Annotated in this window: 24 protein-coding genes and 5 pseudogenes; 16 read left to right on the forward strand and 13 right to left on the reverse strand. The window is 58.2% G+C overall.

Annotation, left to right across the window (positions count from 1 at the left end):
- The first annotated feature begins 115 nt into the window (after nucleotides 1-115).
- The 5 genes and pseudogenes from B5P46_RS08445 to B5P46_RS08465 form a co-directional block, all read left to right on the forward strand.
- A complete protein-coding gene (locus B5P46_RS08445; protein WP_129418278.1) occupies nucleotides 116-1825 on the forward strand; it encodes a hypothetical protein in 1710 nt (569 codons plus the stop codon).
- Nucleotides 1822-3009 (forward strand): trypsin-like peptidase domain-containing protein, encoded by a 1188-nt coding sequence (locus tag B5P46_RS08450; RefSeq protein WP_129418279.1) that lies wholly within the window; start codon nucleotides 1822-1824, stop codon nucleotides 3007-3009. Before B5P46_RS08445 ends, B5P46_RS08450 begins: the two co-directional genes overlap by 4 nt.
- Entirely contained in the window at nucleotides 3009-3401 is a 393-nt protein-coding gene (locus B5P46_RS08455; RefSeq protein ID WP_129418280.1) for a hypothetical protein, read from the forward strand. Before B5P46_RS08450 ends, B5P46_RS08455 begins: the two co-directional genes overlap by 1 nt.
- A 139-nt stretch (nucleotides 3402-3540) precedes the next feature.
- Nucleotides 3541-4554, forward strand: coding sequence for an alpha/beta hydrolase (locus B5P46_RS08460; protein ID WP_129418281.1), 1014 nt, complete (start codon nucleotides 3541-3543; stop codon nucleotides 4552-4554).
- 131 nt (nucleotides 4555-4685) lie between these two features.
- Nucleotides 4686-5015, forward strand: a pseudogene (locus B5P46_RS08465) (TetR/AcrR family transcriptional regulator); the annotation flags it as partial.
- A 254-nt stretch (nucleotides 5016-5269) separates the two neighbouring features.
- Here B5P46_RS08465 and B5P46_RS34850 read toward each other — a convergent pair.
- Nucleotides 5270-5386: pseudogene (locus B5P46_RS34850) on the reverse strand (antibiotic biosynthesis monooxygenase); the annotation flags it as partial.
- A gap of 2 nt (nucleotides 5387-5388) precedes the next feature.
- Nucleotides 5389-5864 (reverse strand): annotated as a pseudogene (locus B5P46_RS08475) (transposase); the annotation flags it as partial.
- An 80-nt stretch (nucleotides 5865-5944) separates the two neighbouring features.
- Between B5P46_RS08475 and B5P46_RS08480 the strand changes: the two are divergent.
- On the forward strand, nucleotides 5945-6295 hold the full coding sequence (locus B5P46_RS08480) for a YybH family protein (RefSeq protein ID WP_245456118.1): 351 nt from the start codon (nucleotides 5945-5947) through the stop codon (nucleotides 6293-6295).
- A 69-nt stretch (nucleotides 6296-6364) separates the two neighbouring features.
- Here B5P46_RS08480 and B5P46_RS08485 read toward each other — a convergent pair whose 3' ends face one another.
- Nucleotides 6365-6745: a pentapeptide repeat-containing protein gene (locus B5P46_RS08485; protein WP_129418283.1), complete on the reverse strand. Its 381-nt coding sequence runs from the start codon at nucleotides 6743-6745 to the stop codon at nucleotides 6365-6367.
- Between B5P46_RS08485 and B5P46_RS08490 the strand changes: the two are divergent.
- Nucleotides 6739-7001, forward strand: a pseudogene (locus B5P46_RS08490) (transposase); the annotation flags it as partial. The gene B5P46_RS08485 and the pseudogene B5P46_RS08490 sit on opposite strands and share 7 nt — an antisense overlap.
- A gap of 226 nt (nucleotides 7002-7227) precedes the next feature.
- Here the strand turns inward: B5P46_RS08490 and B5P46_RS08495 are convergent.
- Nucleotides 7228-7701 carry a hypothetical protein gene (locus B5P46_RS08495; protein ID WP_129418284.1) on the reverse strand — a complete coding sequence of 158 codons (474 nt, stop codon included), beginning with the start codon at nucleotides 7699-7701 and terminating at the stop codon, nucleotides 7228-7230.
- A gap of 649 nt (nucleotides 7702-8350) precedes the next feature.
- Between B5P46_RS08495 and B5P46_RS08500 the strand changes: the two genes are divergently transcribed.
- Both B5P46_RS08500 and B5P46_RS08505 read left to right on the forward strand, forming a co-directional pair.
- Nucleotides 8351-8569, forward strand: a complete 219-nt coding sequence (locus tag B5P46_RS08500) for a hypothetical protein (RefSeq protein WP_129418863.1) — start codon at nucleotides 8351-8353, stop codon at nucleotides 8567-8569.
- A gap of 167 nt (nucleotides 8570-8736) precedes the next feature.
- Nucleotides 8737-8994: a GlsB/YeaQ/YmgE family stress response membrane protein gene (locus B5P46_RS08505; RefSeq protein WP_129418285.1), complete on the forward strand. Its 258-nt coding sequence runs from the start codon at nucleotides 8737-8739 to the stop codon at nucleotides 8992-8994.
- Nucleotides 8995-9070: 76 nt separating this feature from the next.
- Here the strand turns inward: B5P46_RS08505 and B5P46_RS08510 are convergent, their stop codons facing one another.
- Both B5P46_RS08510 and B5P46_RS08515 read right to left on the reverse strand, forming a co-directional pair.
- The gene (locus B5P46_RS08510; RefSeq protein WP_129418286.1) at nucleotides 9071-9640 is read right to left on the reverse strand and encodes a pyridoxamine 5'-phosphate oxidase family protein; all 570 of its coding nucleotides are present in this window, start codon (nucleotides 9638-9640) and stop codon (nucleotides 9071-9073) included.
- A 90-nt stretch (nucleotides 9641-9730) separates the two neighbouring features.
- A complete protein-coding gene (locus tag B5P46_RS08515) occupies nucleotides 9731-10435 on the reverse strand; it encodes an SDR family oxidoreductase (protein WP_129418287.1) in 705 nt (234 codons plus the stop codon).
- A 117-nt stretch (nucleotides 10436-10552) separates the two neighbouring features.
- Between B5P46_RS08515 and B5P46_RS08520 the strand changes: the two genes are divergently transcribed.
- Together B5P46_RS08520 and B5P46_RS08525 are read left to right on the forward strand one after the other, a co-directional pair.
- Nucleotides 10553-11440, forward strand: coding sequence for a LysR substrate-binding domain-containing protein (locus B5P46_RS08520; protein WP_129418288.1), 888 nt, complete (start codon nucleotides 10553-10555; stop codon nucleotides 11438-11440).
- Between the two features lie 521 nt (nucleotides 11441-11961).
- Nucleotides 11962-13608, forward strand: coding sequence for an adenylate/guanylate cyclase domain-containing protein (locus tag B5P46_RS08525; RefSeq protein ID WP_245456119.1), 1647 nt, complete (start codon nucleotides 11962-11964; stop codon nucleotides 13606-13608).
- 196 nt (nucleotides 13609-13804) lie between these two features.
- Here the strand turns inward: B5P46_RS08525 and B5P46_RS08530 are convergent.
- Nucleotides 13805-14675, reverse strand: a pseudogene (locus tag B5P46_RS08530) (phosphotransferase enzyme family protein); the annotation flags it as partial.
- 292 nt (nucleotides 14676-14967) lie between these two features.
- On the opposite strand from B5P46_RS08530, the gene B5P46_RS08535 reads away from it, so the two are divergent.
- The gene (locus B5P46_RS08535) at nucleotides 14968-15198 is read left to right on the forward strand and encodes a hypothetical protein (RefSeq protein WP_129418289.1); all 231 of its coding nucleotides are present in this window, start codon (nucleotides 14968-14970) and stop codon (nucleotides 15196-15198) included.
- Nucleotides 15199-15272: 74 nt separating this feature from the next.
- Here B5P46_RS08535 and B5P46_RS08540 read toward each other — a convergent pair whose 3' ends face one another.
- A complete protein-coding gene (locus B5P46_RS08540; protein ID WP_129418864.1) occupies nucleotides 15273-16142 on the reverse strand; it encodes a LysR family transcriptional regulator in 870 nt (289 codons plus the stop codon).
- Between the two features lie 188 nt (nucleotides 16143-16330).
- Between B5P46_RS08540 and B5P46_RS08545 the strand changes: the two genes are divergently transcribed.
- A complete protein-coding gene (locus B5P46_RS08545) occupies nucleotides 16331-18136 on the forward strand; it encodes an amidohydrolase (RefSeq protein WP_129418865.1) in 1806 nt (601 codons plus the stop codon).
- Between the two features lie 196 nt (nucleotides 18137-18332).
- Here the strand turns inward: B5P46_RS08545 and B5P46_RS08550 are convergent, their stop codons facing one another.
- Nucleotides 18333-18677: an ArsR/SmtB family transcription factor gene (locus B5P46_RS08550; RefSeq protein ID WP_129418290.1), complete on the reverse strand. Its 345-nt coding sequence runs from the start codon at nucleotides 18675-18677 to the stop codon at nucleotides 18333-18335.
- 106 nt (nucleotides 18678-18783) lie between these two features.
- Here B5P46_RS08550 and B5P46_RS08555 point away from each other — a divergent pair, with 106 nt between their 5' ends.
- The gene (locus B5P46_RS08555) at nucleotides 18784-19530 is read left to right on the forward strand and encodes a glucose 1-dehydrogenase (protein ID WP_129418291.1); all 747 of its coding nucleotides are present in this window, start codon (nucleotides 18784-18786) and stop codon (nucleotides 19528-19530) included.
- A 158-nt stretch (nucleotides 19531-19688) separates the two neighbouring features.
- On the opposite strand, the gene B5P46_RS08560 is transcribed toward B5P46_RS08555, so the two are convergent.
- Both B5P46_RS08560 and B5P46_RS08565 read right to left on the reverse strand, forming a co-directional pair.
- Nucleotides 19689-20225, reverse strand: a complete 537-nt coding sequence (locus B5P46_RS08560) for a BA14K family protein (protein WP_129418292.1) — start codon at nucleotides 20223-20225, stop codon at nucleotides 19689-19691.
- A 251-nt stretch (nucleotides 20226-20476) separates the two neighbouring features.
- Nucleotides 20477-21367, reverse strand: coding sequence for a LysR family transcriptional regulator (locus tag B5P46_RS08565; RefSeq protein WP_129418293.1), 891 nt, complete (start codon nucleotides 21365-21367; stop codon nucleotides 20477-20479).
- 104 nt (nucleotides 21368-21471) lie between these two features.
- Between B5P46_RS08565 and B5P46_RS08570 the strand changes: the two genes are divergently transcribed.
- Nucleotides 21472-22341: an SDR family oxidoreductase gene (locus tag B5P46_RS08570; RefSeq protein WP_129418294.1), complete on the forward strand. Its 870-nt coding sequence runs from the start codon at nucleotides 21472-21474 to the stop codon at nucleotides 22339-22341.
- Between the two features lie 31 nt (nucleotides 22342-22372).
- The gene (locus B5P46_RS08575; RefSeq protein ID WP_129418295.1) at nucleotides 22373-22846 is read left to right on the forward strand and encodes an AtaL-like protein; all 474 of its coding nucleotides are present in this window, start codon (nucleotides 22373-22375) and stop codon (nucleotides 22844-22846) included.
- 195 nt (nucleotides 22847-23041) lie between these two features.
- Here the strand turns inward: B5P46_RS08575 and B5P46_RS08580 are convergent, their stop codons facing one another.
- Together B5P46_RS08580 and B5P46_RS08585 are read right to left on the reverse strand one after the other, a co-directional pair.
- Nucleotides 23042-23239, reverse strand: coding sequence for a DUF2934 domain-containing protein (locus tag B5P46_RS08580; RefSeq protein WP_129418296.1), 198 nt, complete (start codon nucleotides 23237-23239; stop codon nucleotides 23042-23044).
- A 538-nt stretch (nucleotides 23240-23777) separates the two neighbouring features.
- A complete protein-coding gene (locus B5P46_RS08585; protein WP_129418297.1) occupies nucleotides 23778-25700 on the reverse strand; it encodes an adenylate/guanylate cyclase domain-containing protein in 1923 nt (640 codons plus the stop codon).
- Nucleotides 25701-25976 lie beyond the last annotated feature (276 nt).

Consider the following 25976-nt stretch of genomic DNA (forward strand, 5'->3'; position numbering starts at 1 on the left):
TAAGTCATTACCTCGACGACAATATAGCTATAACAACTTTTACTTGACTAACTGAAGAAATGCGCCTCTAATGTGCTTGCCAAATGGTAAATCCGGCTTTTTTGGGGGGCCATAAATGAATTTGGCTCAACACCTGGAAAGGGCGATCGATAAATTAACTCTTGTCGGAGCGGTCGGTACAGCCCTAACCATAGGCTTTCTTCTATGCCTATTCAGCTTTTTCATAAAGATTGGAATTTACGTCTACAATCCCGATATTCCTAATAAGGAAGTAGGATTTCTTTCTGCACCAAACTGGACCATCGTATATATGGTCCTGTTTCCCTTATACTTGGCCTTCTTCTCTACAATCATTTCTTCCATAAAGGCATTTTTCAATAATTCCGTCGCCTATCCCGAATTGCGCGTCATTACCGGTCCGGGAGGCGTAGCTGTCGGTCCCGATACAGTTACCGGCGCTTGGGACATTCAGCTTAGAAGGCTGTCAATTCTTGTATTGGTGCTTTTCCTCGGTGTGACAATATCCTCGGGGCTGCAGTGGTTCTACGCCTGTTTCGAGCCGTTTATGAGAGCGAGGCACGGTGTCCCCGACTTTCTTGGCGGTGAGGTTTGGGACTGGTCGACAGTGCCCTATCAAGGCAGAACTCAGGCGACCCCCGAAGCAACAGTTATCTTTACCGGCATAGCCTATTTTTACATGGCTCTCGCACTGTTCGTTTATCTGGCCATCCTGGCTTATTGCACTTACTTTGCATCGTTCATGTCGCGCCTGGCCGATGATACGGATAAATTGCGCCTGGTCATTCGCGGGACAGAGCTGACGAATTTCCTCGCGGAATTTTTTACCTACGCATACACGCTTGCCTTTTTAGGCCTGTGTGCCGGCTATTTCATGCGGCTTCAGGCGTCGTATCTCAGCTCAGACCAGACTACCATTTTTCGTTATTGGTTTTCCGATGTTCGTTGCTGGCTTTACGCTCAATGCACGTCACTATCGGGACCTCAAATAACAGCTTCTTCTTTCACAAGCCTGCTGGAGGCCACGTATACGCTTATCATGCTGGCGATTTGCATCATGGAACTTGCCAGGACATATTCGCGGTCGAAGCGCTACTACCTGCAGAAGATAGGCGACCCCGCGTGGCGCCGGACAATGCGGATCAGGTATGATGCGGAATTTATTTCCGATTTGAAAAAAGAGAGCTTTCTCGAGGCTGTCATTCCCCACTATCCTCACCTGACAATACCGATCATCCTCATGATTGGTGCGATCGTGTTTCCGGATGCGGGCTCTCTCTTCGTCCTCTCCGTTTTATATGCCGCGGTGACCCTGGTGCGCGGCAACCCCAACCAGTGGAATCGCGCGCTGCCGGAAGCGGAGCCCGAAGATTCCCCGCATTTCAAGCCGCTGGATATAAGCGAGAACGACCGGGAAGATATCATTCTTCTGCTGCAGCATCAGGCCTCTATAATTCCAAATCCATTATTGCCAGACAGATTCTACGCCAATGTTGTCGACATGGCGGATATACCCGCTGAATACAAAAACAATATAAAAACGAAACTGAAGAACAGCCCAGATCCGGCCGCAGCATTGGTAGATGCAACAATTGATCAAGGACAAAATATTCCGCAGCTGGATATTGATAAAAAGAACTCAACGATATTGGGAAGTATATTGATAGAATTAAAGGAGCAACTTGGGCTGGATTTTCAATGTATTGTCGTTGAAAAGCTCCAAAGGTGCAGTCTAATCGCCAATCAATTTTGGCTTAACGAGCTGAATCAGCAGACCTGCGGTTTGTTACCGAGGCCATACCCATGAATATGGATTTATCAATCAGGGATCTGATCAAAAACATGGAATGGAAGCACAGCGACAAAGAAGAGCTGATCGATTTCTGGAAGACGAAGGCCATAAAGGCCGCCCTTCCGCAAAGGGGGATTCCCTTTTTCAGATCGCTGGTTGATGCCGCCGAGCTGAACGACGATTTTCGAGCGGAAATGGCCAACCCGTTCGTGGGCGACGCCAAAGTCGACGCGAGAACATTGTTCGTCTGGGCTCAGGGAAAGGGGGTGAACCCGGAAAATCCAAAATACACGACGCTCGGGAGCATCATGATTCCAACGATCTCTAGCTTCGGCGTGGATGACGCGCGATTCACCGCTGCTCTCATCGTGAAGTACAAGCTCATCGTTGACCCGGAGCAGCGCCAGCGTTTTATAGCCAGATTCCAGGTGCCTGTCATTGGAGGGGATTCTGCCGCGAAGGGCATAGCGGTCGGCCCGGATTTCTCCTGGAGCGGCAGCAATGACGAGCTGGAACTCCAGAAACTCTTTCGTCCCGATCCGCTTGACTGGGATATTGGATTTCTTACACGCGCGATTACGGCCGCTTCCGGCGTCTGCCGCATCGAGATCAACGGTGCACCCGGAGGAACCGGCTTCCTTATCTCACCGGATCTCGTGGTCACCAACTATCACGTTCTCGGAAAAACGGATGCCGAGATCGATGCTACGGCACCGAACGTCAAGCTGCGCTTCGGTGCCTTGACCAACGAAGCAGCACAAGAGGATGAAGGGCAGCTGGCAGAGCTGGATGCTGCGTCGCCGGTATTATCGAGAAGCCCTGTCGAAAAGCACGATTTCGTCGTGCTGAGGACCGATACTTCAAAATGCTTGGGCCTGAAGCCGGTGGCGCTGCAAAAAGCAGTTCCCGCGCAGGATTCGAGTATCAGCGTCATTCACCATTCGGGCGGCCAGGCCATGCGGCTTCAGTTCAGCCCGCGCGGCGTTTCCACGATCATGGTGCCGCAGGGAAAGCTTCAATATGCCAGCCGCACGACCGGCGGCTCCAGCGGATCCCCCTGCTTCAACGACGACTTTGCCGTGATTGCCATCCATCACGCAGCGCGTTCGACGCTGTGGGGCGTGGCAGGAGAAGGGATCCTTATCTCGGCTCTCTACGAAGACGAACAGGTAAAACAATATCTCGATGGGGGACAATAATGGGCAGACGTGTTGTAACGACGCAATTGATGGGGCCTGGCAACGGACCGGTTGATACTTACTTCGACAAGGTCGTCAAATATATTCCTGCAGATATCATTGCCGCCTGGGTAACGGTGGTCGGGCTGGTCAAAGGGGCGGCCGGCGTCAACGTGCAGATGGTGATGTGGATTGCCTTCGCGGTAGGCGTGATCCTGACTCCGTTATGGACATGGAAACAGACTTCGCTGGCAGGCGTTCCACCCGCAAAGCGCCAGATCGCTATTGCGACGGCTGCCTTTATCGTGTGGACGATTGCCTTGAACAGTCCGCCATTTGACGGCTTCACCCCACTCTACGGATCGCTCCTTTTGATCGCATACACGCTGATCGTCGGTTTGGTCGAACCTTAAGTAAACGATGAACGAGCCTTCGGTACGAGCGCCGGTTGATCGGCAACCGCTTCATCGCTCGAAAAGGTCCGAATGCCCATGAGCTTACAATTCAGAGCAGTAGGTCGTTCGGACGTTAGACGGCGATTGGAGCGGGATCGTGTTTCTTTTGGACAGATATTTACGCAAAAAGGAGGAGGAGCTTGCCCAGGTTGATGAAGACCAAAAAGATTGCGGGCGGTTCCGTCTGGGCGCATTTACCGGAGTTGGCGACTATGAATTCGACAGCATCGAAAGCATGTCGGCAGCAGTGCAGCATGCGGTGGATCGAGCGGACGAATTCTACTCTGAGACTTGCGATGAGACCAGCTTTCGCGTCGAAGGGACATGCCTGAAATACAAGAGCGTCTTTGCGGATGGGTCCGCAAACGACAGCGTGCATGTCGATGTGTATTCGCGGGGACATTCTCGAGAGCGAGCCGTAATAGTCGTCCCGCACTGGAATTCCGCCCCCGGAGCCTACGCTGCGATCGGAACGGTTCTGTCGTTTGCCGGCTTTACGGCATATGTCGTCACGCTTCCGCATCATGGAAGCCGCGGAGCATCCGACGCACCCAGGATTGCCAATGATTTCCTGAATGCCGACCTCGGCGTTGCCATACGCTCCGTCCGTCAATCGGTCTGCGACATCAGATCGTTGATTTCCTGGATAAGCGGCAATGGCGCGAAGCAGATCCATGTCGTCGGCGTGAGCCTGGGCTCCTGCATTGCATCCCTGACCACGGCATTCGACTCCCGCGTATCGAGAGGCTGTCTGCTGCTGACAGCGGGCGATTTCGCCGAGACGATCTGGCGAGGAAGGGCAACGAGACATATCCGCGCATCGATCGATGGACATATAGACCTGGCTCGACTGAGGCAGATCTGGGCAATTCTCAGCCCCTCCAACTTCGTGGGGCGTTTTCGCGAAAATCACAGCAGACTTTTGATGATCTCGGGCAAGATCGATGAGGTTGTTCCCTACGACACGGCGAGCCGTTTCGTCGATGAGTTACGCGCGGCCGAAACCAATCCAGAGTGGTTAATATTGCCGTGCGGACACTACACCTTGTCGTACTTCCCGTTTAGCTGGCTCTCGCTGATCCAGACCATACGATTTCTCCGAGCAGATTGACCGATGGCTTCGCCATCGCGCTACCATCGCTGGGCCGCCCAAGCACGACATAAGAGGCTGCCTATATTGCCTTCGTACTCAGTCGCCCGGCGCTCTATGAGGCCATGTTTATCCTCCCGAACCAGTTGCAGCTCGCCGAGGGGGCGGCCTATATCGAGATGGCGCTCAATCCGGAAGTGCAACGCATCGTTCTGCTAGACGGACCTGCGGTGCTGGGTGATCCCTCGCAGTGGCCGAGCCAGAACAATTGCCTGCAGGTGACCAAGAGCACGGTGGAGCGCCTGATCGCCCAAGGCATCCTCAAGCCGCTTGATGCAGAGGCGGCCGCCCGATTGCTGAGCGGCGCGGCCCTCAATGCCGCTCTCTGGATCGCCGCCAGCGAAAACCCGCAGAGTGTGCTGCCGAAGGCGGTCGAGGCGTTCCATGCCCTGGCGGCAGGTCTGCTGGTGGAGCCTTTGTGATCCGGGAACTGGATGGCAAGCCTTATGGTGAGGTTTTTGACTTCGAATGACTCCATAAAGGGACGGAAGCGAAATTCACCCATATCCCATCCGCCGTTACTGCATTTGCTCCAAAGCTCACCCGCCCTCCGTCGTCCTCGGGCTTGACCCGAGGATCCACTCTGGCCTCCATCGGCGGCGCCCCCATAAAGGAGTTTTCAACTCGGAATGACGCTACGGCGCTCGGTCGTGGAACTGATCGTCGATGATAGCGGTCACACCGCCGCTGCACGTCTCGGCAGAACAAGATCGCCGACCGTGTAGGTATGGAACTCGCTTTTAGAGACCGCATCGAGCCTCCGGAACTTCTCGACGAAGACCGGATCGGAGAAGCCGCCCGCGTGAAGTTACGTTCCTTGTTGTTCACCGCCTTGATGCGCGTGCCGTCCACCGCCAGCAGTTCCCGGCCGAACGATCGAGCTGGCGGCACAGGATGACGAATTCCCGGAACACCTGCCGGAAAGCGGCATGGTTTACCCGGCGAAAGTTGGCGACAGTCTTGTGATCCGGCTTCAGGTGCCGCAGCAGCCAGATCACTTCAATATTGCGATACGTCTCGGCTTCAAGCCGACGGCTCGACCGCACCCGGTTCAAATATCCATACAGGTAGAGCTTCAGCAGATCGGCCGGATCATAACCGGGACGACCCGTTCCCTTTGGTTCCACGCGTGTAAATCCGGAAACCTGCAAGTCCAGCCCATCGATGAAGGCCTCGATGAAGCGGACCGGGTTGTCCGGGCCGACGTAGTCGTCCACCACTTCAGGCAGAAGCAGCATTTGCGAGCGGTCTGTTCCGGATAAATGTGCCATGGCAAAATATACCATGCAGTCACAAACTTCGGAATCCACAGCCAACACGAAAGGAGAGCGGTATGCATCCCCGGGACCACATGAAACTTTACGAAGCCAGAGTTAATCTGCGGCGCTTCGATGAGGTCGCCCCGCTTATATCAGCAGAGGCGGTCTTCTGGTTTACCGACGGCACCTATCGCGGAATCGACGCAATCAAGGCTGCGTTTGAAGAGACCTGGCGCAAGCTTCATAACGAGGTGTACTGGCTGGAGGATGTCGACTGGATTGCGGTGAGCGATACCGTCGCAAGCTGCATATATCGCTTCCGATGGAAGGCCGACATCGATGGGAAAACCTACGAAGGCGACGGTCGCGGCACCACCATATTGCGAAAGGAAGGAACGCAGTGGAAGATCGTCCACGAGCACCTCAGCCGCTTTCCAAAATAATCAAGCTACTTTTGACACGCTCTGTAGGATATTTGCGACGTCATGCATTATCTCGGGAGTAAATGGCTTTCAGGCTTTCGCCTGTTCATAGGCCATGAATAGATCGGTTACGAGAACGCCGTTGATCCGCATCCCAGTCAAATCGGCATCTTTGATGTCCGAATCTGCCAACGTGACGCCGCTTATGGTTAGTCGCGATAGATTTGCATTCGTGATGGCGGCTCCAGACAGATTGACGTTATTAAAGCGCGCGTCTGCAAGGGTGATATCGTCAAAAACCGCTTCGCTTAAATTGGTGTCAGTGAATCTTGCCTTGGTCAAAACAGCGTAAAACCGTGCGTCTGCGAGGTTTACGCCATCGAAATTAGCGCCTGACATATCGGCGCGCTCGTAATGCGCTCCCTGCATCTGAGGGCCATCAAATTGGTTGTGTTCTTGGTGATCGCTCATTGTTGTACCCTCCGGTCAATGATTGTGCCTGCACGACGATCTCCACCGACGGCAACCAAGCCTATCATCAGGGAATCCCCGACCGCAAGCACGCCTCCAAGGTCGTCAGAAAGCTGCCCGCGCATCTCTGGTTCAAGCGTATACACCGCATGTTCTCGCTGATGAAGCGCTGGATGATGGGCGTTATCATGGCGTCCGCCGACGACACCTCGACATCTATCTTCAGGAGTTCGTCTTCCGCTTGAACCGACGGCGTATCGAAAGCTTCCGCCCCGCTTGCAACATTGTCGGAGTTTCCGACCTTCTAAGAAATGGATTCTCGCGCGCGTCTGTCTGAAGCGGACGGAATAGGGTTGATTTGCAACTGCACTGAAATCCGCGACGACCGGTTCTGGCGCTTCGGAGACCTGAATTCGCGGCTCTTGGCCCGCAGCCGTCATTGCAGCGTCGATCTCGGCACGTCGTCTTGAGGTTTGACTGCGCTAGCCAATCATCTTCTTCCACTTCGCATTATACGGCTTGGCTAGCGCACGGATATAGACCGAGGAGCGTGCGAAAAAGATCAGCAGAGCCTCGCGATATATCTGAAACTGAACATAAGCCGACGGCGACCATTCACCACGGTCGATAGTTTTGGCATTCAGCTCATCGTCCGTATAACGGGCAATAACCGTTTCAAATTGACTATCCATATTGAGATACCAGCTGCGTAGGCGATCCACACTGCTGGCCATTATGGGGTCTGGGTGTCGCCATGACCAGTCGATCCGCATCGTCTCGAAGGAATCGATATAGGCGTGCTCCACCTCACCGATCTCGCAGCAAAGCCTTCCCAGGCTCGGATTGTTGCCGGGCAATCTAAACTCCAGATCGGCGTCGGAAATCATATCAAGCAGATCGTAACGTAGGCTTTGAGTGTCACGGAGCGGAAATTCCTCCCGGATGAGACTGTTCATGAATGTCACCTTTAACGTAATCTCAGACATTTGTGGGTTCGAAATGCGGCAGTGCCAAGCGCCAATGTCGTTTGCAAAGGCCATCGGAGCCGAGCATGCTCGATAAGGCGGAGTAAGCGGCGTTTACGGTGTGGAAGTGGCTAGTATGAAGAGTATCTATCTTACGGCGTCTTCTGGTGCTTCATAGACTTGGGTCTTGCCTCCTGTTGGTCTACTGCAGACTTGGGACGTGCCGCAAAACTCGGTCGCCAAAGCTCGACCTACACAGCGGGAAAAATGCCGGACTTGCATATCGGCTCTGGAGGTGAAGGCGAGACACTTTCACTGACCCTAAGATTTTAGAGCCTTTCCTGGCCATTGGCTCTCGGCCGGGCGGAACCATTCCTGCGGCTGCCGGTTAATCCGCCGAGGTCGCGGCGTGCCAATCGGACGTGACGGAGATGGTGAACGCACCGGTTTTTCCGATTTCTCGGTGCGGGCAACGAAACGCCAGGCGAGCACCTTTACCCGTTCGCCGCGACCTCATCCCGCTGAACAGGATCTCGCGATGATCGAACCGGCAACCGGCACTTCTCCTGAGCGTGGAAGCCGTCGCCCGAATACGCGAGCGACCATGCTCCGTGTGGATCGAGCAGAGGAGGAGAAGGTCATGAGCAAAAACAATTGGAAGGTCGGGCTTCGCGCGAAGCTGGAGCATCTCGTCGACGACTGCGTTGTGGCCGGGGCCAGGCAGCAGGACGTCTTCGATGCGATCATCAAGGAGATCGGCATTCTGCGCGCAGCCCTTGAGCGCGATCCCGACCCCGCGGACGACGACGACGCTGTGATAGAGGAGCCTGCAAACGATTGGCCCGCGGCCGACAAGTGACCCGAAGCAGATCGGGAGGGGCACGCCAACTCTTGGAGGCGGGGGCTTATGGAACCAACTGGCGCCGCGGAAGGTTATAGTCTTGTCGCTTGGCAATCGGTTTAGCTCGACCTGCGAGACGTGATAGCCGGCGCCGGCCGCTCAATAATTCACAACGGGGAATTGCTATGGAAAATGCAGGTATTGGCTGGATCGCCGCAATCATCATCGGCGGCATTGCCGGCTGGCTCGCCGAATTGCTCATGAAGAGCAACATGGGCGTGCTGATGAACATCATTCTCGGTATTGTCGGCGCCATCGTCGCCAACTTTATCCTCTCTCTCTTCGGCGTCGCCCTTGGCGGCTGGCTGGGTTATCTGATCGCGGGCTTCATCGGTGCCTGCATCCTGATAGCTATTGCGAGAATGGTCAGACGTACGGCCTGATGAAACAGGAGGCGGCTGCGCAACCGGCCGCCTTCTTCACGTTTTCGGGTTGCGCTCACGCGTGGTCGTCCGGCGCTCAGGGATTGACCCAGCGCGAGGAGGTCAGCGCGCCCAGATTGTCGTAGGCAAAGACTGCGCGTCGGTTGTCGGCGTGGCGCAGCTGGAACCAGTCCAGCGTCTCGGCTCGGAATATCACCACCCCGAAGAAAGCCTGTCCATCGGCGTCCGCGAGCCTACCCTCGCTTGCCGGCCGCTCGCCGATGTCGTCGCCCGGCGGCCCGCCCATGTAGGTGCTGCGCGTTGTTCGCGGCAACAGGCTCCAGGCCTCGGCCGCGCACTCGCTTGTCGGTCCATTGAGTTCGGCCGATCCCTGAAGGCGAAGCTGCACTTTCGGCAGTGGGCCAAAGCCGAGGAGGGTGACCGAAGGGTTGGCCGATATTTCCTGCCATTTCGGGCTTCTGACATCCGTATGGATTTCCAGGACGCGCCGCGCCGCATCCACGCGCCGCAACACCACCATGCGGGCTTGCGGCCGGCCGTAGGCGTCGACCGAACACAGGTTCAGGTAGCGGAAGGCCGACTGCGGATCGGCGGCAGCACCCTCCAACTCGGCCCAGGCCGATGCATCGACCTCGGCGAGGTTCACTGTCTCGCCTCCGCCTCAGCCTTCTTTATCTCGCCGGCCTTGACGTAGTCGCAGCACATCGCTGTTCTCCCTGGCGTTGAAGCGATCCTGTCAGACGGACCGGGTAAGGCCGCCGTCGATCTTGAGGCTCTGGCCGGTGATATAGCCCGCCCCTTCGGAAACGAGGAAGGAAATCGTCGCGGCCACTTCGGCGCTGGTGCCGTAGCGCTTCATCGGCACGCTGTCGCGGCGCTCCTCCGTCGCCGGCAGGCTGTCGATCCAGCCTGGCAGCACGTTGTTGATGCGGATGCCGTCGGCCGCATAGGTATCGGCGTAAATCTTGGTGTAGGCGGCGAGCCCGGCGCGGAAGACGGCCGAGGTCGGGAACATCGCCGACGGTTCGGACACCCAGGCCGTGGAGATATTGACGATCGCGCCCGACTTCTGCGCCTGCATGACCGGCGTGACCAGCCGAACCGAACGGATGACGTTCATCAGATAGACGTCGAGGCCGGTATGCCACTGTTCGTCGGTGATCTCAGTGATCGGCGCACGGGGACCGTGACCTGCGCTGTTGACGAGCGCGTCGATCCGACCCCACTTTTCCATGCATGCGTCGACCAGGCGCTGGAGGTCGTCGTTGGACTGGTTCGAGCCGGTGACGCCGATGCCGCCCAGTTCGGTGGCAAGCGCTTCGCCCTTGCCTGACGAGGACAGGATGGCGATCCTGAAGCCATCGGCCGCCAGCCGCCTCGCGGCTTCCGCACCCATGCCACTGCCGCCAGCCGTGATGATCGCTACCTTTTCTACTGCCATCGTCGCTATCCCTACCAGATTTTGCACCCATTGCCGGGCTTTGATCCTTCGAATACCATGGGCCTCAAGCGAGAGCGAACCAGTTTTCGTGAAATGTCCCAGTAGAAAAACTATCGAATGTCCATGCTCATCGGCAATCTTCCATCCCTCAACGGCCTCAAGGCCTTCGACGTGGCGGCGCGTCATCTGAACTTCCGGCTCGCGGCCGAAGAGCTCGGCGTCACCCAGGGAGCCGTCGCCCAGCACGTGCGAGGGCTTGAGGCGGAACTCGGGGTGACATTGTTCGAGCGCCTGCCGAAGTCATTGGCGCTGACGGGCGAGGGGCGAAGCTATGTCGCCGACGTCAGGCGCGCCTTCGAACTGCTCGCCAACGCGACGGCGAACCTGAAGCCTCAGCCGGTCAAACTGGTGGTCAGCACGACACCGACCTTCGCCTCGAGATGGCTGATCCCGCGTCTTCCGGACTTCACCTCGAGGCATCCCGATCTCGATCTCCACATCCTGGCGACAGACCGCATTTCCAGCTTCCAGGTCGACGGCGTCGATCTCGCCGTTCGCTATGGCAGCCCTCCCTTCGGTCCCGGCCTTGCCGCCGAACTGCTGTTCGAGCAGGAGATCATTGCCATCTGCAATCCGAGCCTCGTCGCCGAGGGAGCCGAACCTGAGAACGCGGCAGAACTCTCGCACTACACGCTCCTTCACGATGCCCATAATTCCTGGCCCGAATATATCGACCGCTTCCTCGGCGGCGGTGATCCCACGCTGTTTCGGGGCATTAGCTTCTCACAGACATCGCACGCGATCGAAGCTGCAATCGCCGGACAGGGCATCGCTGTGGCAACCCGCGCTTTCGTCTCGACCGACATCGAGGCGGGCAGGCTGAGGCAAGTCTTCGACGGCGCCCTCAGGGCGCGGTCGCACTTCTATCTGGTGAAGCCGCGATATCGGAAGTCTCAAGCGGTGGACAAGCTTCAGGACTGGCTGCGGTCAAAGGTACAGAGCTGATGGTCGGACAGCCATCGCTCAAGGAATGAACCAGCTGCGGCAGGTTTGCGCCCAGAAGCAGTCGTTGGCCCGCGTGAAGGAATGACCGATTTGGGGCCGATAGCCGACCGTCCGCTGCGAGGACGCCCGACACAAAAAACGGACATTAGAGTTCTTGCCGCCAAGGTCAGGGTTTGGCCCAAATCGGACGGCGTCTTATAAATTATAAAGGCCCGCAATGACATAACGGGAGGCAAGTTCGAATATCGCGAAACTTGCGAAAATGGACTTAGTCTAAAGCTAGGTCATGCGCCGCTTCGCCGCCCACACCGGACAGTGGGGCTGCGTTCGACGCCGGTCCTCACATTGCTGCGGTAGGCACACGAACAATCGGGCTCACATGGGCATTCCACACCGAGGGACTGCCTGCGGCGTTCAGTGGAAGTGTTGGATGAAACGCGGGTTCCCCTGAAGCGCTGTTGAGGTCGGTCGTTTCATTTAAGTGCGACCAGTCCTATAATAGGGCGGGTGAGGCCGAACCAATGGACCGCAAGCTTTCCGCCATCCTCGCTGCTGATGTCGTGGGCTATTCCGCGCTGATGGAGCGCGACGAGGCTGGTACATTCGAGCGCCTTCGTGCGGGACGCAAGGAACTGTTTGAGCCGGAGATTGCTCGCCATCACGGCCAGATTTTCAAGCTGATGGGCGACGGGATGCTCGCCGAATTTGGCAGCGTGGTGGACGCGGTGGAATGCGCCGTCTCGCTGCAGCGCGGGCTGGCGGAACGGAATGCCGCCGTTCCCGAGGACCAGCGGATCAGGGTCAGGATCGGGATCAATCTCGGCGAGGTGATCGTTGAGGGCGAGGACCGGTATGGCGAGGGCGTCAACGTCGCGGCCAGGCTTCAGCAGTTGGCAGACCCTGGCGGCATCTGTGTCTCGGGAAAGGTCGCCAGGGAGGTTGAGAAGAAGCTGGCTTTGGGTTTCGAGCCGATGGGCGAGCAGAAGGTGAAGAATATCGCCGAACCGATACAGGCCTTCCGCGTCATCCTTGAGGGACAAGCCCCACGCCAACCAGGGCGGTCATCGCCTCCGCGCTGGGTTTGGGCAGCAGCAGTCGTACCAGTCCTTATTCTGGTCTTGGCCGGGACGGTCTGGCAATTCTGGCCGACCGCGACAGTAAGCGGCAAGCCGTCGGTAGCGGTGCTGCCGTTCGACAACTATGGCGGCGACGAGGCGACCGGACGCCTCGCCGATGGCCTCACTGAGGACATCATCACCGATCTGGCGGGGTTTCCTGAATTCCATGTGATCGCCCGTAACTCGACTGAACAATACCGGGACAAACCAGCCGTGCCGAGTGAAGTGGGTAAGGCGCTCGGTGCGGGATTTGTGGTCGAGGGTTCCATCCAGCGTCAGTCTGACCGCGTTAGAATTACGGCGCAGCTCATCGACGCCAAAACGGGCAAACATCTTTGGACGCAGCGCTGGGACCGGCCGGACGAGAATTTGTTCGCAATCCAGATTGAAATTTCCGAGCAGATTTCGAACCGCCTCGGCGGCGGCGCAGGTTTGGTCCAGGAGGCAGGCCGCATCACCGCCCACCGAAAGCCACCCGAGAATCTCAACGCCTACGAACTTTATCTGCTCGGCACCGAAAAACTCGAGCAAGTCAATCAGGCGGATGTCGAAGAGGCCGTCAGGCTGCTCACCCGCGCGGTCGAACTGGACCCCGGCCTTGCCCGCGCCTGGGTCGAACTTAGCCATTCCCATGGTGTCTTGATCGGTTTTGGGGTTGAAGCCGACAAGAACCGGGCTCTGTCTGCCGAGGCTGCCGAGCGCGCCGTCCAGCTCGACCCGAGCGATGCCGAAGCGCATGCTGTTTATGCCATGACTTTAGGCGATAGAGGCGAATTCGAACGCGCCAAGGCAGAGTTCGATACCGCGCTGCGCCTCGCTCCCGGCCAGTTCGAAGTTCTGACTTTCTATATCGATGGGGCCTCGACCTTCGGCGAGCCAGAGCGCACCGCGGAACTGGTCGACAAGGCGGTCAGTCTCAACCCCGATTTCCCGATGTGGAGTGCCAGGATTTTCACTCATGCCTATTTCATGGCGGGCCGGTATGAGGATGCCCTGCGGATGCTGGACCGCTTGACGCCGGAAAACTATGGAAGGAAACACACTGGGTGATGCGTTCTGGCGCGCTTGCGGCTCTTGGCCGAACTGAAGAGGCGAAGGTCTCGGTAACGGACGCACTCAGGCGGTTTCCCAATTTGACCGTCGAGGGATTTGTCAATATTCCCGGATTCAACGAAGCGGAGCGCCGCATCTGGGCTTTCGCGGTCAGTGAAACGAAGGTCGCGTCTCGGACCCTTCGAAGCGTTTGTCATCTGTGGCTGCTCGTCAACGCGATTACGGCGAAGCACACTCCGGCAGGCGCAACGGCTTCTTTAGCTTCGTGAGCTCTTCCGCTTTGGCGACATCGCTCGGTCTCCCACCGCCTGAGGAAATTTGCTTCCCGGGCAATCCAGCCGACAGTCTCGCTTCCCCATTCCTGGGCCCGGCTGGCATATTCGCCCATCAGCCAGATGTGGCGGACGATCACAAAGCGATGGGCGGCTTCGAAGTCGTCGGGCGTGATCGGCCGGACGGTTTGATAGCCATCGACGAAGGCGTCCCACATGTCGGTCGACCTTTGGCCGAAGGATGTTTGCGACCATAAAAACACCGACAAGTCGTAAGCGAGATATCCCGGACCTCCGTCATCGAAGTCGAAAAATACGGCTTCGCCGGCGTCGCTGATCCGTGCATTGAAGCCGTGGCAGTCACCATGGCAATAAGTCCAGCTCAGATTGGCGAAGGCTTCAATCGCCTTTGCGGTCCGCGCAGCGATGTCTTCAAGATCGCTACGGACGTCGGCGTCTTCCACGACGCCGCTATCGCAGATGCGGGCAAGCGGCCGATGCAGCAAGTCGAGGTCGAGCCGATAGAGCGCTCCGTCCGGCTGGAATGTCTCGGCGACGTCGTGCAGCAAAGCAAGGGTCTTGCCGTTGGCCCGGGCATCGCCGGCATCCGCCGCATCCGGCTTGCGGCAAGCTTCCCTCGCGGGTCGGGACGGGTGCTGCGACCGGGACGCCCGATTGCGAGAGATGCGCCAGGAACGCCGTTTCGGTCTTGACGTCGGCCGGACCACGGGCGCGGCGATGGGAAAGGCGGAACACATAACGCTCGCCGTTGCTCCCGAGGGCAAGATACACAGTAACCGGTGCGTCACACCCACCTTGAATGATTCATTTGATCTAAGTGAAGATTCGAGCCTCGATATAAGCAGATGTTTACCGTCGTGACGCATAGACAAGTGTTCATATCAATTTTTGATTGCAAATTGCTATGTGGTTTCCCACTCTCATCGGCACGTTGGCTCGATGAGGTTTGCTCATGCTCAATGAAATTAAGGGTCGTGATCTACTTCGAACTTTAGCTCTAAGCGGCTTAGGTTTGGCGATCGTCAGCCTGTACCTCTAACTTCGTGGGAGTCTCAGCTCCACGATGTTTGAAGTGGTGTTGGCGGTTGTCATAGCCGCCGCCGTTTTCGACACTTTCTGGCTGAATGCAAAACGGACAAGATTGCGATCCAATCCTGAAATCCCGATCTCGGCTGTCGAAGTGCGCGAAAGACAAGTAAAGCTGGGTCAGAACATCGCCCTGCTGGTCGGCGCAATCGTAATCGCGGGCTTGGCGATCCAGTTCCTGTTTCAGCTTTGGCCTCTACGTCATTGATGTCCGCGCCGGTCTCTTAATGCCGTTACACGCGTTACTCTGCTGCATAAGCTTCCGTCATCTTCTGGCTGTGACTAACGAGTTCCAAATCGTTCGATAAGCATCTCCGTGAGGGTTCGCACTTTTCGAGAGGGATACTGGCCGGGCGGCCTTACGACGAAGATGCCGGCTGGCGGAATCGGATGACGCGTCATGATTGGCACCAGTGCACCCGAACAAATATGGTCCGCGACAAGCGGTTCTGGCAGATAGGCGACCCCGAGCCCATCCAGAGCGGCCGCTATGAGGGACATTGCGTTATCAGCTATGAAGCGTCCCTGGGGACGCACCGTGACAATCTCGTCGCCATTCATGAATTGCCACTTCTCGGCGTCCCGCATAACGACTTGGTGATTCACAATCTCGTCCGGTGTTTCCGGGGCACCGTGAGCCTCGATGTAGGCAGGACTCGCAACCAGCTTGCCAAAGATCGGTCCGATACGTCTTGCGACGAGGTTCGAGTCCGGCAGATGCCCCAGCCGAATTGCGCAATCAAAACCCTCTCCCACGAGATCTACGAAGCGATCAGTATAGGAAGAAAGGATTTGCAGTTGCGGGTGTCGGCTAGCCATCTGGGAGAGGACGGGAGCAAAATAGGTCGGACCAAATGACAGGGGCGCGGCTACGCGCATGCGGCCTCGAAGCTCACCGGCGGGCAGGATCGTTTCGCGCACCACATCCAAGTCAGCAGAAACCCGTGCTGCGAAATCTCTGAATGTAAAACCTGCTTCCGTGAGCGCTATACCGCGGGTCGTCCTTGCAAATAGCTGTGCGCCGAGTTCCGCCTCAAGCCTGGTGATCCGCCGGCTGACCATCGACTTGGAGATGCCCAGTCGAAGCGCTGCAGACGATACTCCGCCCGCATCGGCAACTTCCACAAATATTCTGAGATCCTCAAGTTCCACAAAGCGTTCCTTATTTTGCAACACGGCTTCACACGACTGAGGACTACCAAGGCAAAGAGGAGAATGACAACTTCGCTGCGGCTGACTCTCCCGTGGGGCATCCTCGCGACCTGCCTCAGGAACCGCCAATATAGGGCGCCGGCTTGTGCATGACCGCAATTCAAAAAAATCAGTCGAACGAGGGTAAAATGTTCAGAAAAATATTCATCGCGTTTGTGACAAGTCTTTCTTTCTCTGCGGTTCAGGCACAAACGACGCAGGAGCAGCCCGGTGCTGATCTGATCATTTTCAACGCAAAGATCTTCACCGGCAACCGTGCGCAGCCCGAAGCTTCAGCTTTGGCGATCAAGGAAGGCCGCATTTATTCCGTCGGCTCTGATGTGGATATTCTCGGTCTGAAAAATTCGGAGACCAGGGTGATTGATGCGCGCAGCCGCCGGCTCATCCCCGGCATCATCGATGCTCATACGCACGTCCTCAACGACATGGCTTACAACTACAATGTAAGATGGGATGGCGTGCCGACGTTGCGTCGCGCGTTGAGCATGCTCAGCGAGCAGGCCGCACGCACGCCGGAGGGCCAATGGGTCAAGGTAATTGGAGGCTGGTCCCCCTACCAGTTTGAGGAGAACCGCTTTCCCACGCTGGGCGAACTGCACGAGGCCGTGCCCGATCGCCCCATGATCGTGCAATATGCCTACAACCGCGCCTTCTTGAACAAGCAGGCGATGGAGGCACTTGGCGTGGGCACCGATCGGTTCCCAAAGTTGCCGGACACCGAATTCGAAAAGGACAGCCGCGGCAATCCGACCGGTGTGGTTCACGGCTATACTTGGTTGTTCCTCGCCCTCGAGACCATGGTGCCGCAGCCCACGTTAGACGAACAAGTGAGTTCGATAGCCTACAGCATTCACGGTCTGAACCGGTTCGGAGTGACCTCGATCATCGATAACGGCGGCAGGTGGCCATACCCGGAGGCCCAGGCGAGGGTAGACGTGCTTGCACGAGACAACCGCCTCAATGTGCGCATGCCCTTTGTGGACTTGCAACTCGGCGACGGCGGGCCGGTAAACATGGTGGATCTGGAACTCGAGGCGATCACGAAAACCGCGCCGATAAGTCCAGGACAAAACCTGCATCCCACCCTGGCACATGGCCATGAATATCGAGGGGCCGGGGAGGTTCTGAGCGGGGAAGTGCACGATCATGAGAACTTCGACCGTCCGGCGGTCATCATCGAGCCCGAGAAGATGCGACGCTTCGTCGAGCAGGATGTGATGAAGCTGGTCCAGAGGCGTATCCCGTTTCGCATGCACGTCAGCTACAACGAGAACATCTCCCCCTTTCTCGACGCTTTGGAGAAGGTGGACGAAACGATCCCGCTCGATGGCCTGAAATGGAGTCTCGAGCACGCTGAGACCATTAGTCCGGAGAACATCGATCGGGTGAAAAAGCTGGGTGGCGGAATTGCCCTGGACGCCAAAATGGCGCTGCACGGCGATGGTTTCATCAAAACCCATGGTCGCGAGAAGGCTCTGGAGACCCCGCGTCTGCGCAGGCTCGTGGCTAGCGGCATGCCGCTGGCCATGACCACCGACGCCTTCCGGGCAGCCACGTTCAACCCTTGGGTCGGTATAAGCTGGATGGTATCTGGCAAGTCTGTGTCCGGATCCGAAATTCTTGCTAAGGACAATCGCCTATCCCGCGCCGAGGCGCTGAAACTGTTTACCAATGGTGCAGCGTGGTTCATGAATACAGAATCCGAAATGGGCGTAATCGCTCCCGGATACCTGGCGGACTTTGTTGTGCTCGACAGGGATTACTTCACCGTGTCGGAAGATCAGATCAAATCCATCTCTTCTGTGCTCACTATCATGGACGGAAAGGTCGTGTTTGGTGCGCAGGACTATCGCGCTCTATCGCCAAAACTGCCCGAGATCCTTCCGGCTTGGTCACCCGTAAAATCCTTCGGCAGCTATCATGGGGAAAAATGAACCCAGCGGAAAAGTTCCCCCGCTTTCACGCCAAAGAGCCAGCTTCCGTCATCTTCCGGCTGTGATTAACGAGTCCTGACCCTAGGCGAACCTCCGCCGGCAGCGGCCATTGGGCGCTGTGCTCTATCTCTTTGTTTTCACGCAATTCCGGACGGAAAACCGCTTCGCACTTTTCCTGGAATTCCTCTAAGGGCGATCAGTCCGTCTTCGGCTGCCCAGGAAGCTGGCCGTAAGCCGTCAGGATGGCCCTGATCAGGCCCGGGAAGCGCTCGTCCAGCTCGGTGCAGCGCGTTTGATTGCGCATCTCCACGCCCTGGCGCTCGCTCCGGATCAGCCCAGATTCGCGCAGCACCTTGAAATGGTTGGACAGCGACGACTTTGGGATGACGCGGTCGCCGAGATCGGCAAGCGCAGAGCACGTCCCGCCACCGCTGGCGCCGGCAAGCTTCGCATAAATGGCAACGCGCTCCGGATCGGACAGCGCATAGAGGATCGCCTCGGGCTTGATGTCCTCCAGCGCTGGGTGAAAGAGCGGTCTCATGAATTTTATATAGCGTCCCTTGACATCGAGATCAATAGTTCCGAATTTCTGAACTATGGAACAAGTCCGCCACTCCGGCGGCTATCCAGATCTGAAGGAACGAGAAATGGCTAAGCTTACAGGAAAGGTCGCTGTGGTGACGGGCGCCTCCAAAGGCATTGGCGCTGCGATTGCCAAGGCGTTCGCAGCGGAAGGTGCGCAAGTGGTGGTCAACTACGCTTCGAGCAAGGCGGGAGCCGACGCCGTGGTTGAGGCGATCAGCGCGGCTGGTGGCAAAGCCATCGCGGTGCAGGGCGATGTTTCGAAGGCCGGTGAGGCACAGGGGCTGGTCGATGCTGCGGTCAAGGAGTTCGGCAAGCTCGACGTGCTGGTCAACAATTCCGGCGTCTATGAATTCGCGTCGATCGGTGAGGTGACCGAGGAACAGTATCGTCGCATGTTCGACGTGAATGTTCTCGGTGTTCTTTTGACCAGCCAGGCAGCGGTCAAGCATCTCGGCGAGGGCGGCAGCATCATCAACATCTCCTCGGTGGTCACCAGTCTGGCGCCGCCAGATTCCGCCGTCTATACCGGGACGAAGGGAGCCGTCGAGGGCATCAACAGCGTGCTTGCCAAGGAACTCGGCCCGCGCAAGATCCGCGTCAACGCCATCCTGCCGGGGATGGTCGAAACCGAGGGCACGCACTCGGCCGGCGTCATCGGCTCGGATTTCGAACAGACCATCGTCGCCCAGACGCCGCTCGGCCGCATCGGCCAGCCGGACGATATCGCCGGTGTCGCCGTCTTCCTCGCTTCCGACGATGCCCGCTGGCTGAGCGGCGAACGATTGGCCGCCAGCGGCGGTTTTCGCTAGGGCAGATAATTTGAGGCCGGGTCGGCCTCAAACCTGAATCCTGTCCTGAATTAAACTGCTAAAGCGCGTCACGATCTTTCAGATCGCTTGTCGCGCTTTAGCTCTTTTTTACGCATGTCGTTGTCGCAAAACCGCTGCACAGTTTTGCGCGACATGTTCTAGTAGGGCGAGATGCACGCCCGTCGCGGACCGTAATAGGGCTGGAACGTGTTGTCGTAAGCCCTGTAAGACCGGTAGCGCGAGTAGCACCAGCTCGTATGTCCGTTGCCGCCACTATAGACCTGGCGGTAACGCGGCGCGTAGTAGCGCGGACGGTAAATGGTCGAGCCGTAGTAGCGCGGCGGACCGTAATAGGGCGATCCGTAGTAGCCCCGGTCGTAGTAGCCCTGACCGTAGTAGCCCCGACCGTAGTAGCTTGGGCCATAATATCTCGGCTGCGCCAGCATTCCGCCGATGATGGCGCCGGTGGCGAGCCCGCCGAGTGCCCAGGCCCAATCGTCGCCACGATGGCGGTATCCACGCCCGCGATAGCCTCGATAGCCGCCTCGGTATCCACCGCGATAATTTCTGTACTGGACCGGCTGCGCCTCCGGGGCTTCGATCTTCGGCACGGCAATGGTGGGAAACGCCATGGCCGGCGGGACGCTCGTCAGCGCCGTCACCAGCGACAGGATAACGATTGCTAACCTTTTCATTGGCTCATCTTTCCTTCGTAAGCACTGCGCGACGCATGCGCCACGCAAGGACGTTTCAGCCCTCTCGATGCACTGGTTAATTTTACCCTAAAATCGGCTAGGATTCGAGGAATTTCGCAGGAAGGCTTTTCGTCGACGGCGGGGTCGCGGCGAAAGCACGCGCCCATCCTCCGTCATCTCATATGAGCCGGTGCGCGCTCCATGAAACATGCGACGTGGAGCTCGTCAGTGACGCCGGCAAAGCGCGGTCATCACCTAGCAATATAGGCGGCCAGTTCCTCCGGCGTGCCGTTGGGGAAGGCCTGTTTCAGAAAATCGAGGAACGCCGAGACGCGCGCGCTGAGCAGTCGCCTTGAGGGGTAGAGCGTCCAGAGAGTGACCTCGGGGCCGTCGATATCTCCCCAGTTGACCAGGGTGCCGTCCGCCAGGTCGTGGCTGACCAGCGAAATGGGAAGACGGCCTGCGCCGACGCCGGCGCGCACCGCATCGCGGATCGTGATGAGCGTTGACAAGGTGAGGACCGGCTCGATCCTGATCGTCGACCGGCCGCCGGCTGTCTTCACCTGCCATGTTTGGGCTTCGCCGGCCCCGCGCGCAACGCCGGGAGCGGCAAGTCCACCGGTCGGCCGGGGAAGGTCGGGGCTTGCAACCACCACCAGCCGGTCGCGCAGAAACGGCCGTCCGACCAGGCTTTCGTCGGGATCGGGATTGACCCGGATAACCAGATCGTAGCCTTCCTCGATCATATCGACAGACCGGTCCTCACTCGTCACCTCAAGCCTCACCTCCGGATATTGGAGGGCAAAGCCCGCAGCGATCCTTCCCATGGCGGTCTGGGAAAAATGCAAAGGTGCGCTGATCCGCAATCTCCCCTTGGGTTTCTGACCGCCGGACGCAATCGCCGCAGCCGTCTCGTCCAGTTCGGCAAGCAGCGCTGCCGTCCGCTCGAACAGCGCCCGTCCTTCCTCGGTAAGCTTGAGGTTACGCGCACCCCGTTCAAACAGCCGCAGAGCGAGACCGCCCTCCAGCTCGGCGACACGCCGCGACAGGGTTGCCTTCGGCCGGCCTGTCGCCCTTGCGGCTTTGCCGAAGCCACCATGGCGGGCAACGAGATTGAAATCGGCAAGCGCAAGAAGGTCCATGAGTGTTCCACCAGCGAGACGGCGTGTCTAAAATCACCGTCTATCGGACTACCAGTGAACCACACATATTCGAGGTGTCAAGCAACTCAACACGGAGAAAAACCATGACCATTCTCGTCACCGGCGCCACAGGCAATGTTGGCCGCCAAGTCGTCGAACACCTCGTCAAGCGCGGCGCCGATGTCCGGGCTCTTGTCCGCGACCCGTCGAAAGCCGAATTCCCGGCTGGCGTCAGCGTCGCCCAAGGCGACTTTCTCGATGTCGACTCCCTGCGCAACGCCATGTCAGGCGTGTCGACCCTGTTCCTCCTCAACGCCGTGGTGCCGGACGAATTCACCCAGGCTTTGATCGCGCTGAACGTCGCCCGATCGGCCGGCATCGAGCGGATCGTCTATCTCTCGGTGATCCACGCCGACGTCTACGTGAACGTGCCGCATTTCGCCGGCAAGTTCGGCGTCGAGCGGATGATCGAGCAGATGGGTTTCAAGGCGACGATCCTGCGTCCGGCCTACTTCATTCAGAACGATCTGATGGTCAAAGACGTCATCACCGGCTACGGCGCCTATCCGATGCCGATCGGCGCCAAAGGTCTCGCCATGATCGACGTCCGTGATATCGCCGAGATCGCCGCCCTTGAGCTGCTGCGCCGCGAACAGTCCGCGGAGCCGCTGGCGCTCGAGAGGATCAACCTCGTCGGCCCGGAGACACTGACCGGAACGGATATCGCCGCCATCTGGTCAGACGTGCTCGCCCGCCCGATCCACTATGGCGGCGACAATACCGAGGGCTTCGAGCAGAATCTCAAGCAGTTCATGCCCGCCTGGATGGCCTACGACATGCGGCTGATGGGCGAGCGCTTCCTGACCGACGGGATGCTGCCTGAGGCCGGCGACGTCGAGCGCCTGACAAAGCTGCTCGGACGCCCGCTGCGCTCCTATTCCGCCTTCGCCTCGGAAACCGTTGCCTCAGCCTGAGGCAGCACAGCGATCTCAAAGGACGATCACCATGATCTATTCGACCGCCACAGTTCCGGTGAACCCGGAAGGCGAAACCCCATTGACGCGCGCTGAGGCCTGGCAAGGTCTCGAACGCAAGGCACGCGACGCCCGGCTCTTTCTTCCCGCCGGTCTCTGCACCCGCTGCGATGTCGTGGAGGAAAGCCCGACCCATTTCGTGCGCGAGGCGACGATTGCCGGGCAGAATCTGCGCGAGATCATCACCCTCGAACAGCAAAGCAAGGTCACCTTCTTTCAGGCGACGGGACCACGCGAGGGAGCTATTATCAACGAGCTCTTCGAGGATGAAGAAGGTCAGCTGCAGCTGCGCTTCTACTGCTACATCGGGCTGCGCGGCAAAAAGTCAAACGGCCCGGAAGAGCAGGCCGAGCAGGCGCAATTCGATGGCGAAACCGGCTACAAGGCCGCGCTGCTGTCGACACTGAAGCGGACCCGCGAATTGCTGGCAGAGGGAAAGCTCTGATCGCCGCCAGAACACAAGCAACAGGGCGCGACCTTTCTCCAGCCTCATCCTGAGGGTGCCCCGCCGGGGCCTCGAAGGACGGGGCTGGCCATGGGCCGAGCCGCTTGTCGGCGCCCGAAGCGGTGAAACGACTGCTGCAACTGGTCACGAAGCATCACCAGGAAGCGTTGCCACCAGCGGACGGCGGCTCCACCGCTATGCTTTGTGAGTGTGCGAACCAGGTTCGTCTGGTTGTGCGGGAGAGGGCACATCGCGAGATTGCGGTGGTTGTTGACCGTTCATCTCCTTCACGGCCATATCCCAAATCTCGGTATCCTTCCCGTCGGGGCAACCTTCACGTTCCCAAATGGCGTAGGCGCGACGGCGTAGCTGCTCTTCATCGGTGAATTGCATTGTCGTGTGTCTCCAGGATTGATGGCGAGGGGCGACTTAGGCGCCGATAAACATATGAATGACGATTGCTATCGACACTGCCATTCCGACCAATACCGCTGTCTTGATCGCGAAGGACTTGAGAGGATGGTCGCAGACGGCGTGAATGATTTTGTCCGGCTGAAAGCGACGGGCATACGTAGGCAACATCTCGTCTTCCTCATTGTCAGGCCCGTGTTTTGCAGCGTCTCTACGGCCGTAATACTCATGACACAGCGCGCTTCAAGTAAGTGAAAGTCAAACCAATACGGGAAAATACTTTGGATAAATTTTCGGAACTTTATCGTCGCGAGCAAGTTTACTTGCCCGACATGAAGAACGCTGACACAGCGACCCCCTCTTTTATGTCCATTCCTGAAATTTGCCCTGCAATTGCGGGGTCTTTTCGGTTGGGTGGACTGCCAGGCAAGTGGTCAAAAGGTCAGGCTGCTCTTCAACCAATGCCGGAGCGCGGCAACCACGCGATCAGTTCTGATGCTCCACCCTCGATCATCTTGTTCTAATCGCCGATATCCCCGACAAGCTCCCATAGATCGACCTTCTCGGCGCGTCCCTTGACCTGCACCAGGCCAAGCGGGCGAAGATCGAAGCGGTCGGTGACCGCGTCGTGGATGGCGGCGCTCACCAGGATCGAGGTGTTGAATTCCTTGTTCAGTCCTTCCAGCCGTGAGGCGACATTGATCGTATCGCCCATGGCGGTGTACTGCTGTCGCGAAATCGCGCCGAAGCTGCCGACGACCGCCGGGCCGGTGTGCAATCCAAATCGCGTGATGAGCGCGGGACGGCCATTCCGGCGATTGGCTTCATTCAAGTCGTCGACTGCCGCTTTCATGGCAAGGGCGCATCGGCAGCCGTTTTCGGCATGTCTGGCATCCGGAACAGGGGCGTTCCACATGACGAAAATGGAATCGCCGAGATATTGCACGACAGTCCCGCCATTGCGTTCGGCGATGGTGTTTAAGAGTTCGAAATAGGCCGACAGCGTATCGACCACGTCCTCGGGCGAATGTCGCTCGGATATGGTGGTGAAGTCTCTGATGTCGGTGAAGAGCACGGTCACATCCTGCCGCTGCGCCTTGACGGCGGTTCTTCCCTTGGGATCGATGATCCGCCTGACGACTTCCCGCGGAACATAAAGGGCAAACTGGCTGATGGCGTGGCGGCTTGCCGCCAGCGCGCTCGCCAGCGTGTTGATCTCCGATATGAAGGAATGGGAGATACCTTTTTCGCTGACGTCGAGATCGCCGATCCTGCGCGCCTCGTCGGCGAGGCGATAGAGGGAGCGGCTAACCATGCGCGACAGCATCACCGATGCAGCAAGGCCCGCGATCACGAAGGCGCTGGCAATCAGGAGATTGTGCATGAGCAGCCGATTGGCCTCAGCCACCAGATCTTCCAGCGGCACGACGATTGCGGCGACGCTTCCCTTGAACAGACCGGACACGCCGACGGGGGCGATCTGCAGGATCTGGCGTTCGCCATCGAGATCGATCCGCACCACGCCGCCGTTTGCAAAGGTGGGATCGCGCCTGAGCCTCGCTACCGTTTCGAGGCTCGTGTCGTAACTGTCTGCCGTCGTGTCGACGGCAACGGCGCCATCGGCATTTTTCGACCATATGCCGAGAAGCCTGTTCATGATTGCCGGGTCGGAATGGGCGATCAGATCATCGGCATCATCGATGATGTAGGCGCGCGCCCGCGGCGAAATCTCCTCAGCATCCAGCAGGCGGCTGACAGTCATCAGGTGGATGTTGATGCCGACGACAACCTGATCGTCGTCTCTCATCGGTGCTGCGATCGTCAGCGTTGGAAGCTGCAGCGTCCCCGCGACATAGGGTCCGACGGATACTTCCTCGCCGTGCTGGATGACGGATTGGTACCAGGGGCGTTGCCGCGGATCGAATGATGCATAGTCGACGTCACGCTCGGCGATCGGCCTTGCCTGGCGGTCGAGGAAGCGAATTGTCGATATGACATCCAGGCCCTGGCTGCGTGCGATTGTGCGGATCGCGAAAGCCGTGCCATCGGGTGCTGCGAGGATCCGGCGGACATCCTGCCTTTGCGTGTTGATGACCTGCAGATACGAGCCGTCAGGATAGCCGGTGTAGACGCTCGTTGCGTTGGGGACGTTTCGCAGAACCTCCAGAAAGAATTGATGTTTCGCCGTGATATCCTGGGGCGGCGGGGAGGCGAGCAGCGGCAGGGTAGAAGCGAGCGCCACCGCCTCGGTGCCGCCCTGCAGCGTATTGCGGTACCCCTCGATCAGCCGCAGGCTCATCTCGCGCATCTGCTGCACGCCCGCACTGACCGCAGCATCGCTTCCTTGCCTGAACGCCAGCCAGATGATCGGCGTCGACGTGCAAAGCAGCGATGCGACGACCAGGACGCCGAGATGCAGTCGTAGGGGTTTCGACCAGTGCACGAGATTTCCCTCGAAATGCGGACACGTCTCAGCACACCAAGCATAGCCAACGATGCAGCTAACCGCTTTTCGAAAACTTACACAAGGCGGTGAGTGCGGTCACGACGCCGCTGCAAGGTCGCCGACCGTATCGGTATGGAACTCGCTTTTGGAGACCGCATCGAGCCTCCGGAACTTCTCTGTTCGCCGGGTGATCGCTCCGATCGCTGGGCGAAGCACTTTCCACCCGCCCTCGTCCTTCGAGGCTCCGGCCTCTGGCCTGCGCACCTCAGGATG

The organism is Rhizobium leguminosarum, from assembly GCF_004123835.1.
Taxonomy (GTDB): Bacteria; Pseudomonadota; Alphaproteobacteria; order Rhizobiales; family Rhizobiaceae; genus Rhizobium; species Rhizobium leguminosarum_M.

Bases quoted from the DNA above. Each gene is read 5' to 3' on its own strand.
- B5P46_RS08445 (WP_129418278.1), top strand. From the start codon at position 116: ATGAATTTGGCTCAACACCTGGAAAGGGCGATCGATAAATTAACTCTT.
- B5P46_RS08450 (WP_129418279.1), top strand. From the start codon at position 1,822: ATGAATATGGATTTATCAATCAGGGATCTGATCAAAAACATGGAATGG.
- B5P46_RS08455 (WP_129418280.1), top strand. From the start codon at position 3,009: ATGGGCAGACGTGTTGTAACGACGCAATTGATGGGGCCTGGCAACGGA.
- B5P46_RS08480 (WP_245456118.1), top strand. From the start codon at position 5,945: ATGAAACTTTACGAAGCCAGAGTTAATCTGCGGCGCTTCGATGAGGTC.
- B5P46_RS08485 (WP_129418283.1), bottom strand. From the start codon at position 6,745: ATGAGCGATCACCAAGAACACAACCAATTTGATGGCCCTCAGATGCAG.
- B5P46_RS08495 (WP_129418284.1), bottom strand. From the start codon at position 7,701: ATGAACAGTCTCATCCGGGAGGAATTTCCGCTCCGTGACACTCAAAGC.
- B5P46_RS08500 (WP_129418863.1), top strand. From the start codon at position 8,351: ATGAGCAAAAACAATTGGAAGGTCGGGCTTCGCGCGAAGCTGGAGCAT.
- B5P46_RS08505 (WP_129418285.1), top strand. From the start codon at position 8,737: ATGGAAAATGCAGGTATTGGCTGGATCGCCGCAATCATCATCGGCGGC.
- B5P46_RS08515 (WP_129418287.1), bottom strand. From the start codon at position 10,435: ATGGCAGTAGAAAAGGTAGCGATCATCACGGCTGGCGGCAGTGGCATG.
- B5P46_RS08520 (WP_129418288.1), top strand. From the start codon at position 10,553: ATGTCCATGCTCATCGGCAATCTTCCATCCCTCAACGGCCTCAAGGCC.
- B5P46_RS08525 (WP_245456119.1), top strand. From the start codon at position 11,962: ATGGACCGCAAGCTTTCCGCCATCCTCGCTGCTGATGTCGTGGGCTAT.
- B5P46_RS08535 (WP_129418289.1), top strand. From the start codon at position 14,968: ATGTTTGAAGTGGTGTTGGCGGTTGTCATAGCCGCCGCCGTTTTCGAC.
- B5P46_RS08545 (WP_129418865.1), top strand. From the start codon at position 16,331: ATGTTCAGAAAAATATTCATCGCGTTTGTGACAAGTCTTTCTTTCTCT.
- B5P46_RS08550 (WP_129418290.1), bottom strand. From the start codon at position 18,677: ATGAGACCGCTCTTTCACCCAGCGCTGGAGGACATCAAGCCCGAGGCG.
- B5P46_RS08555 (WP_129418291.1), top strand. From the start codon at position 18,784: ATGGCTAAGCTTACAGGAAAGGTCGCTGTGGTGACGGGCGCCTCCAAA.
- B5P46_RS08560 (WP_129418292.1), bottom strand. From the start codon at position 20,225: ATGAAAAGGTTAGCAATCGTTATCCTGTCGCTGGTGACGGCGCTGACG.
- B5P46_RS08565 (WP_129418293.1), bottom strand. From the start codon at position 21,367: ATGGACCTTCTTGCGCTTGCCGATTTCAATCTCGTTGCCCGCCATGGT.
- B5P46_RS08570 (WP_129418294.1), top strand. From the start codon at position 21,472: ATGACCATTCTCGTCACCGGCGCCACAGGCAATGTTGGCCGCCAAGTC.
- B5P46_RS08575 (WP_129418295.1), top strand. From the start codon at position 22,373: ATGATCTATTCGACCGCCACAGTTCCGGTGAACCCGGAAGGCGAAACC.
- B5P46_RS08580 (WP_129418296.1), bottom strand. From the start codon at position 23,239: ATGCAATTCACCGATGAAGAGCAGCTACGCCGTCGCGCCTACGCCATT.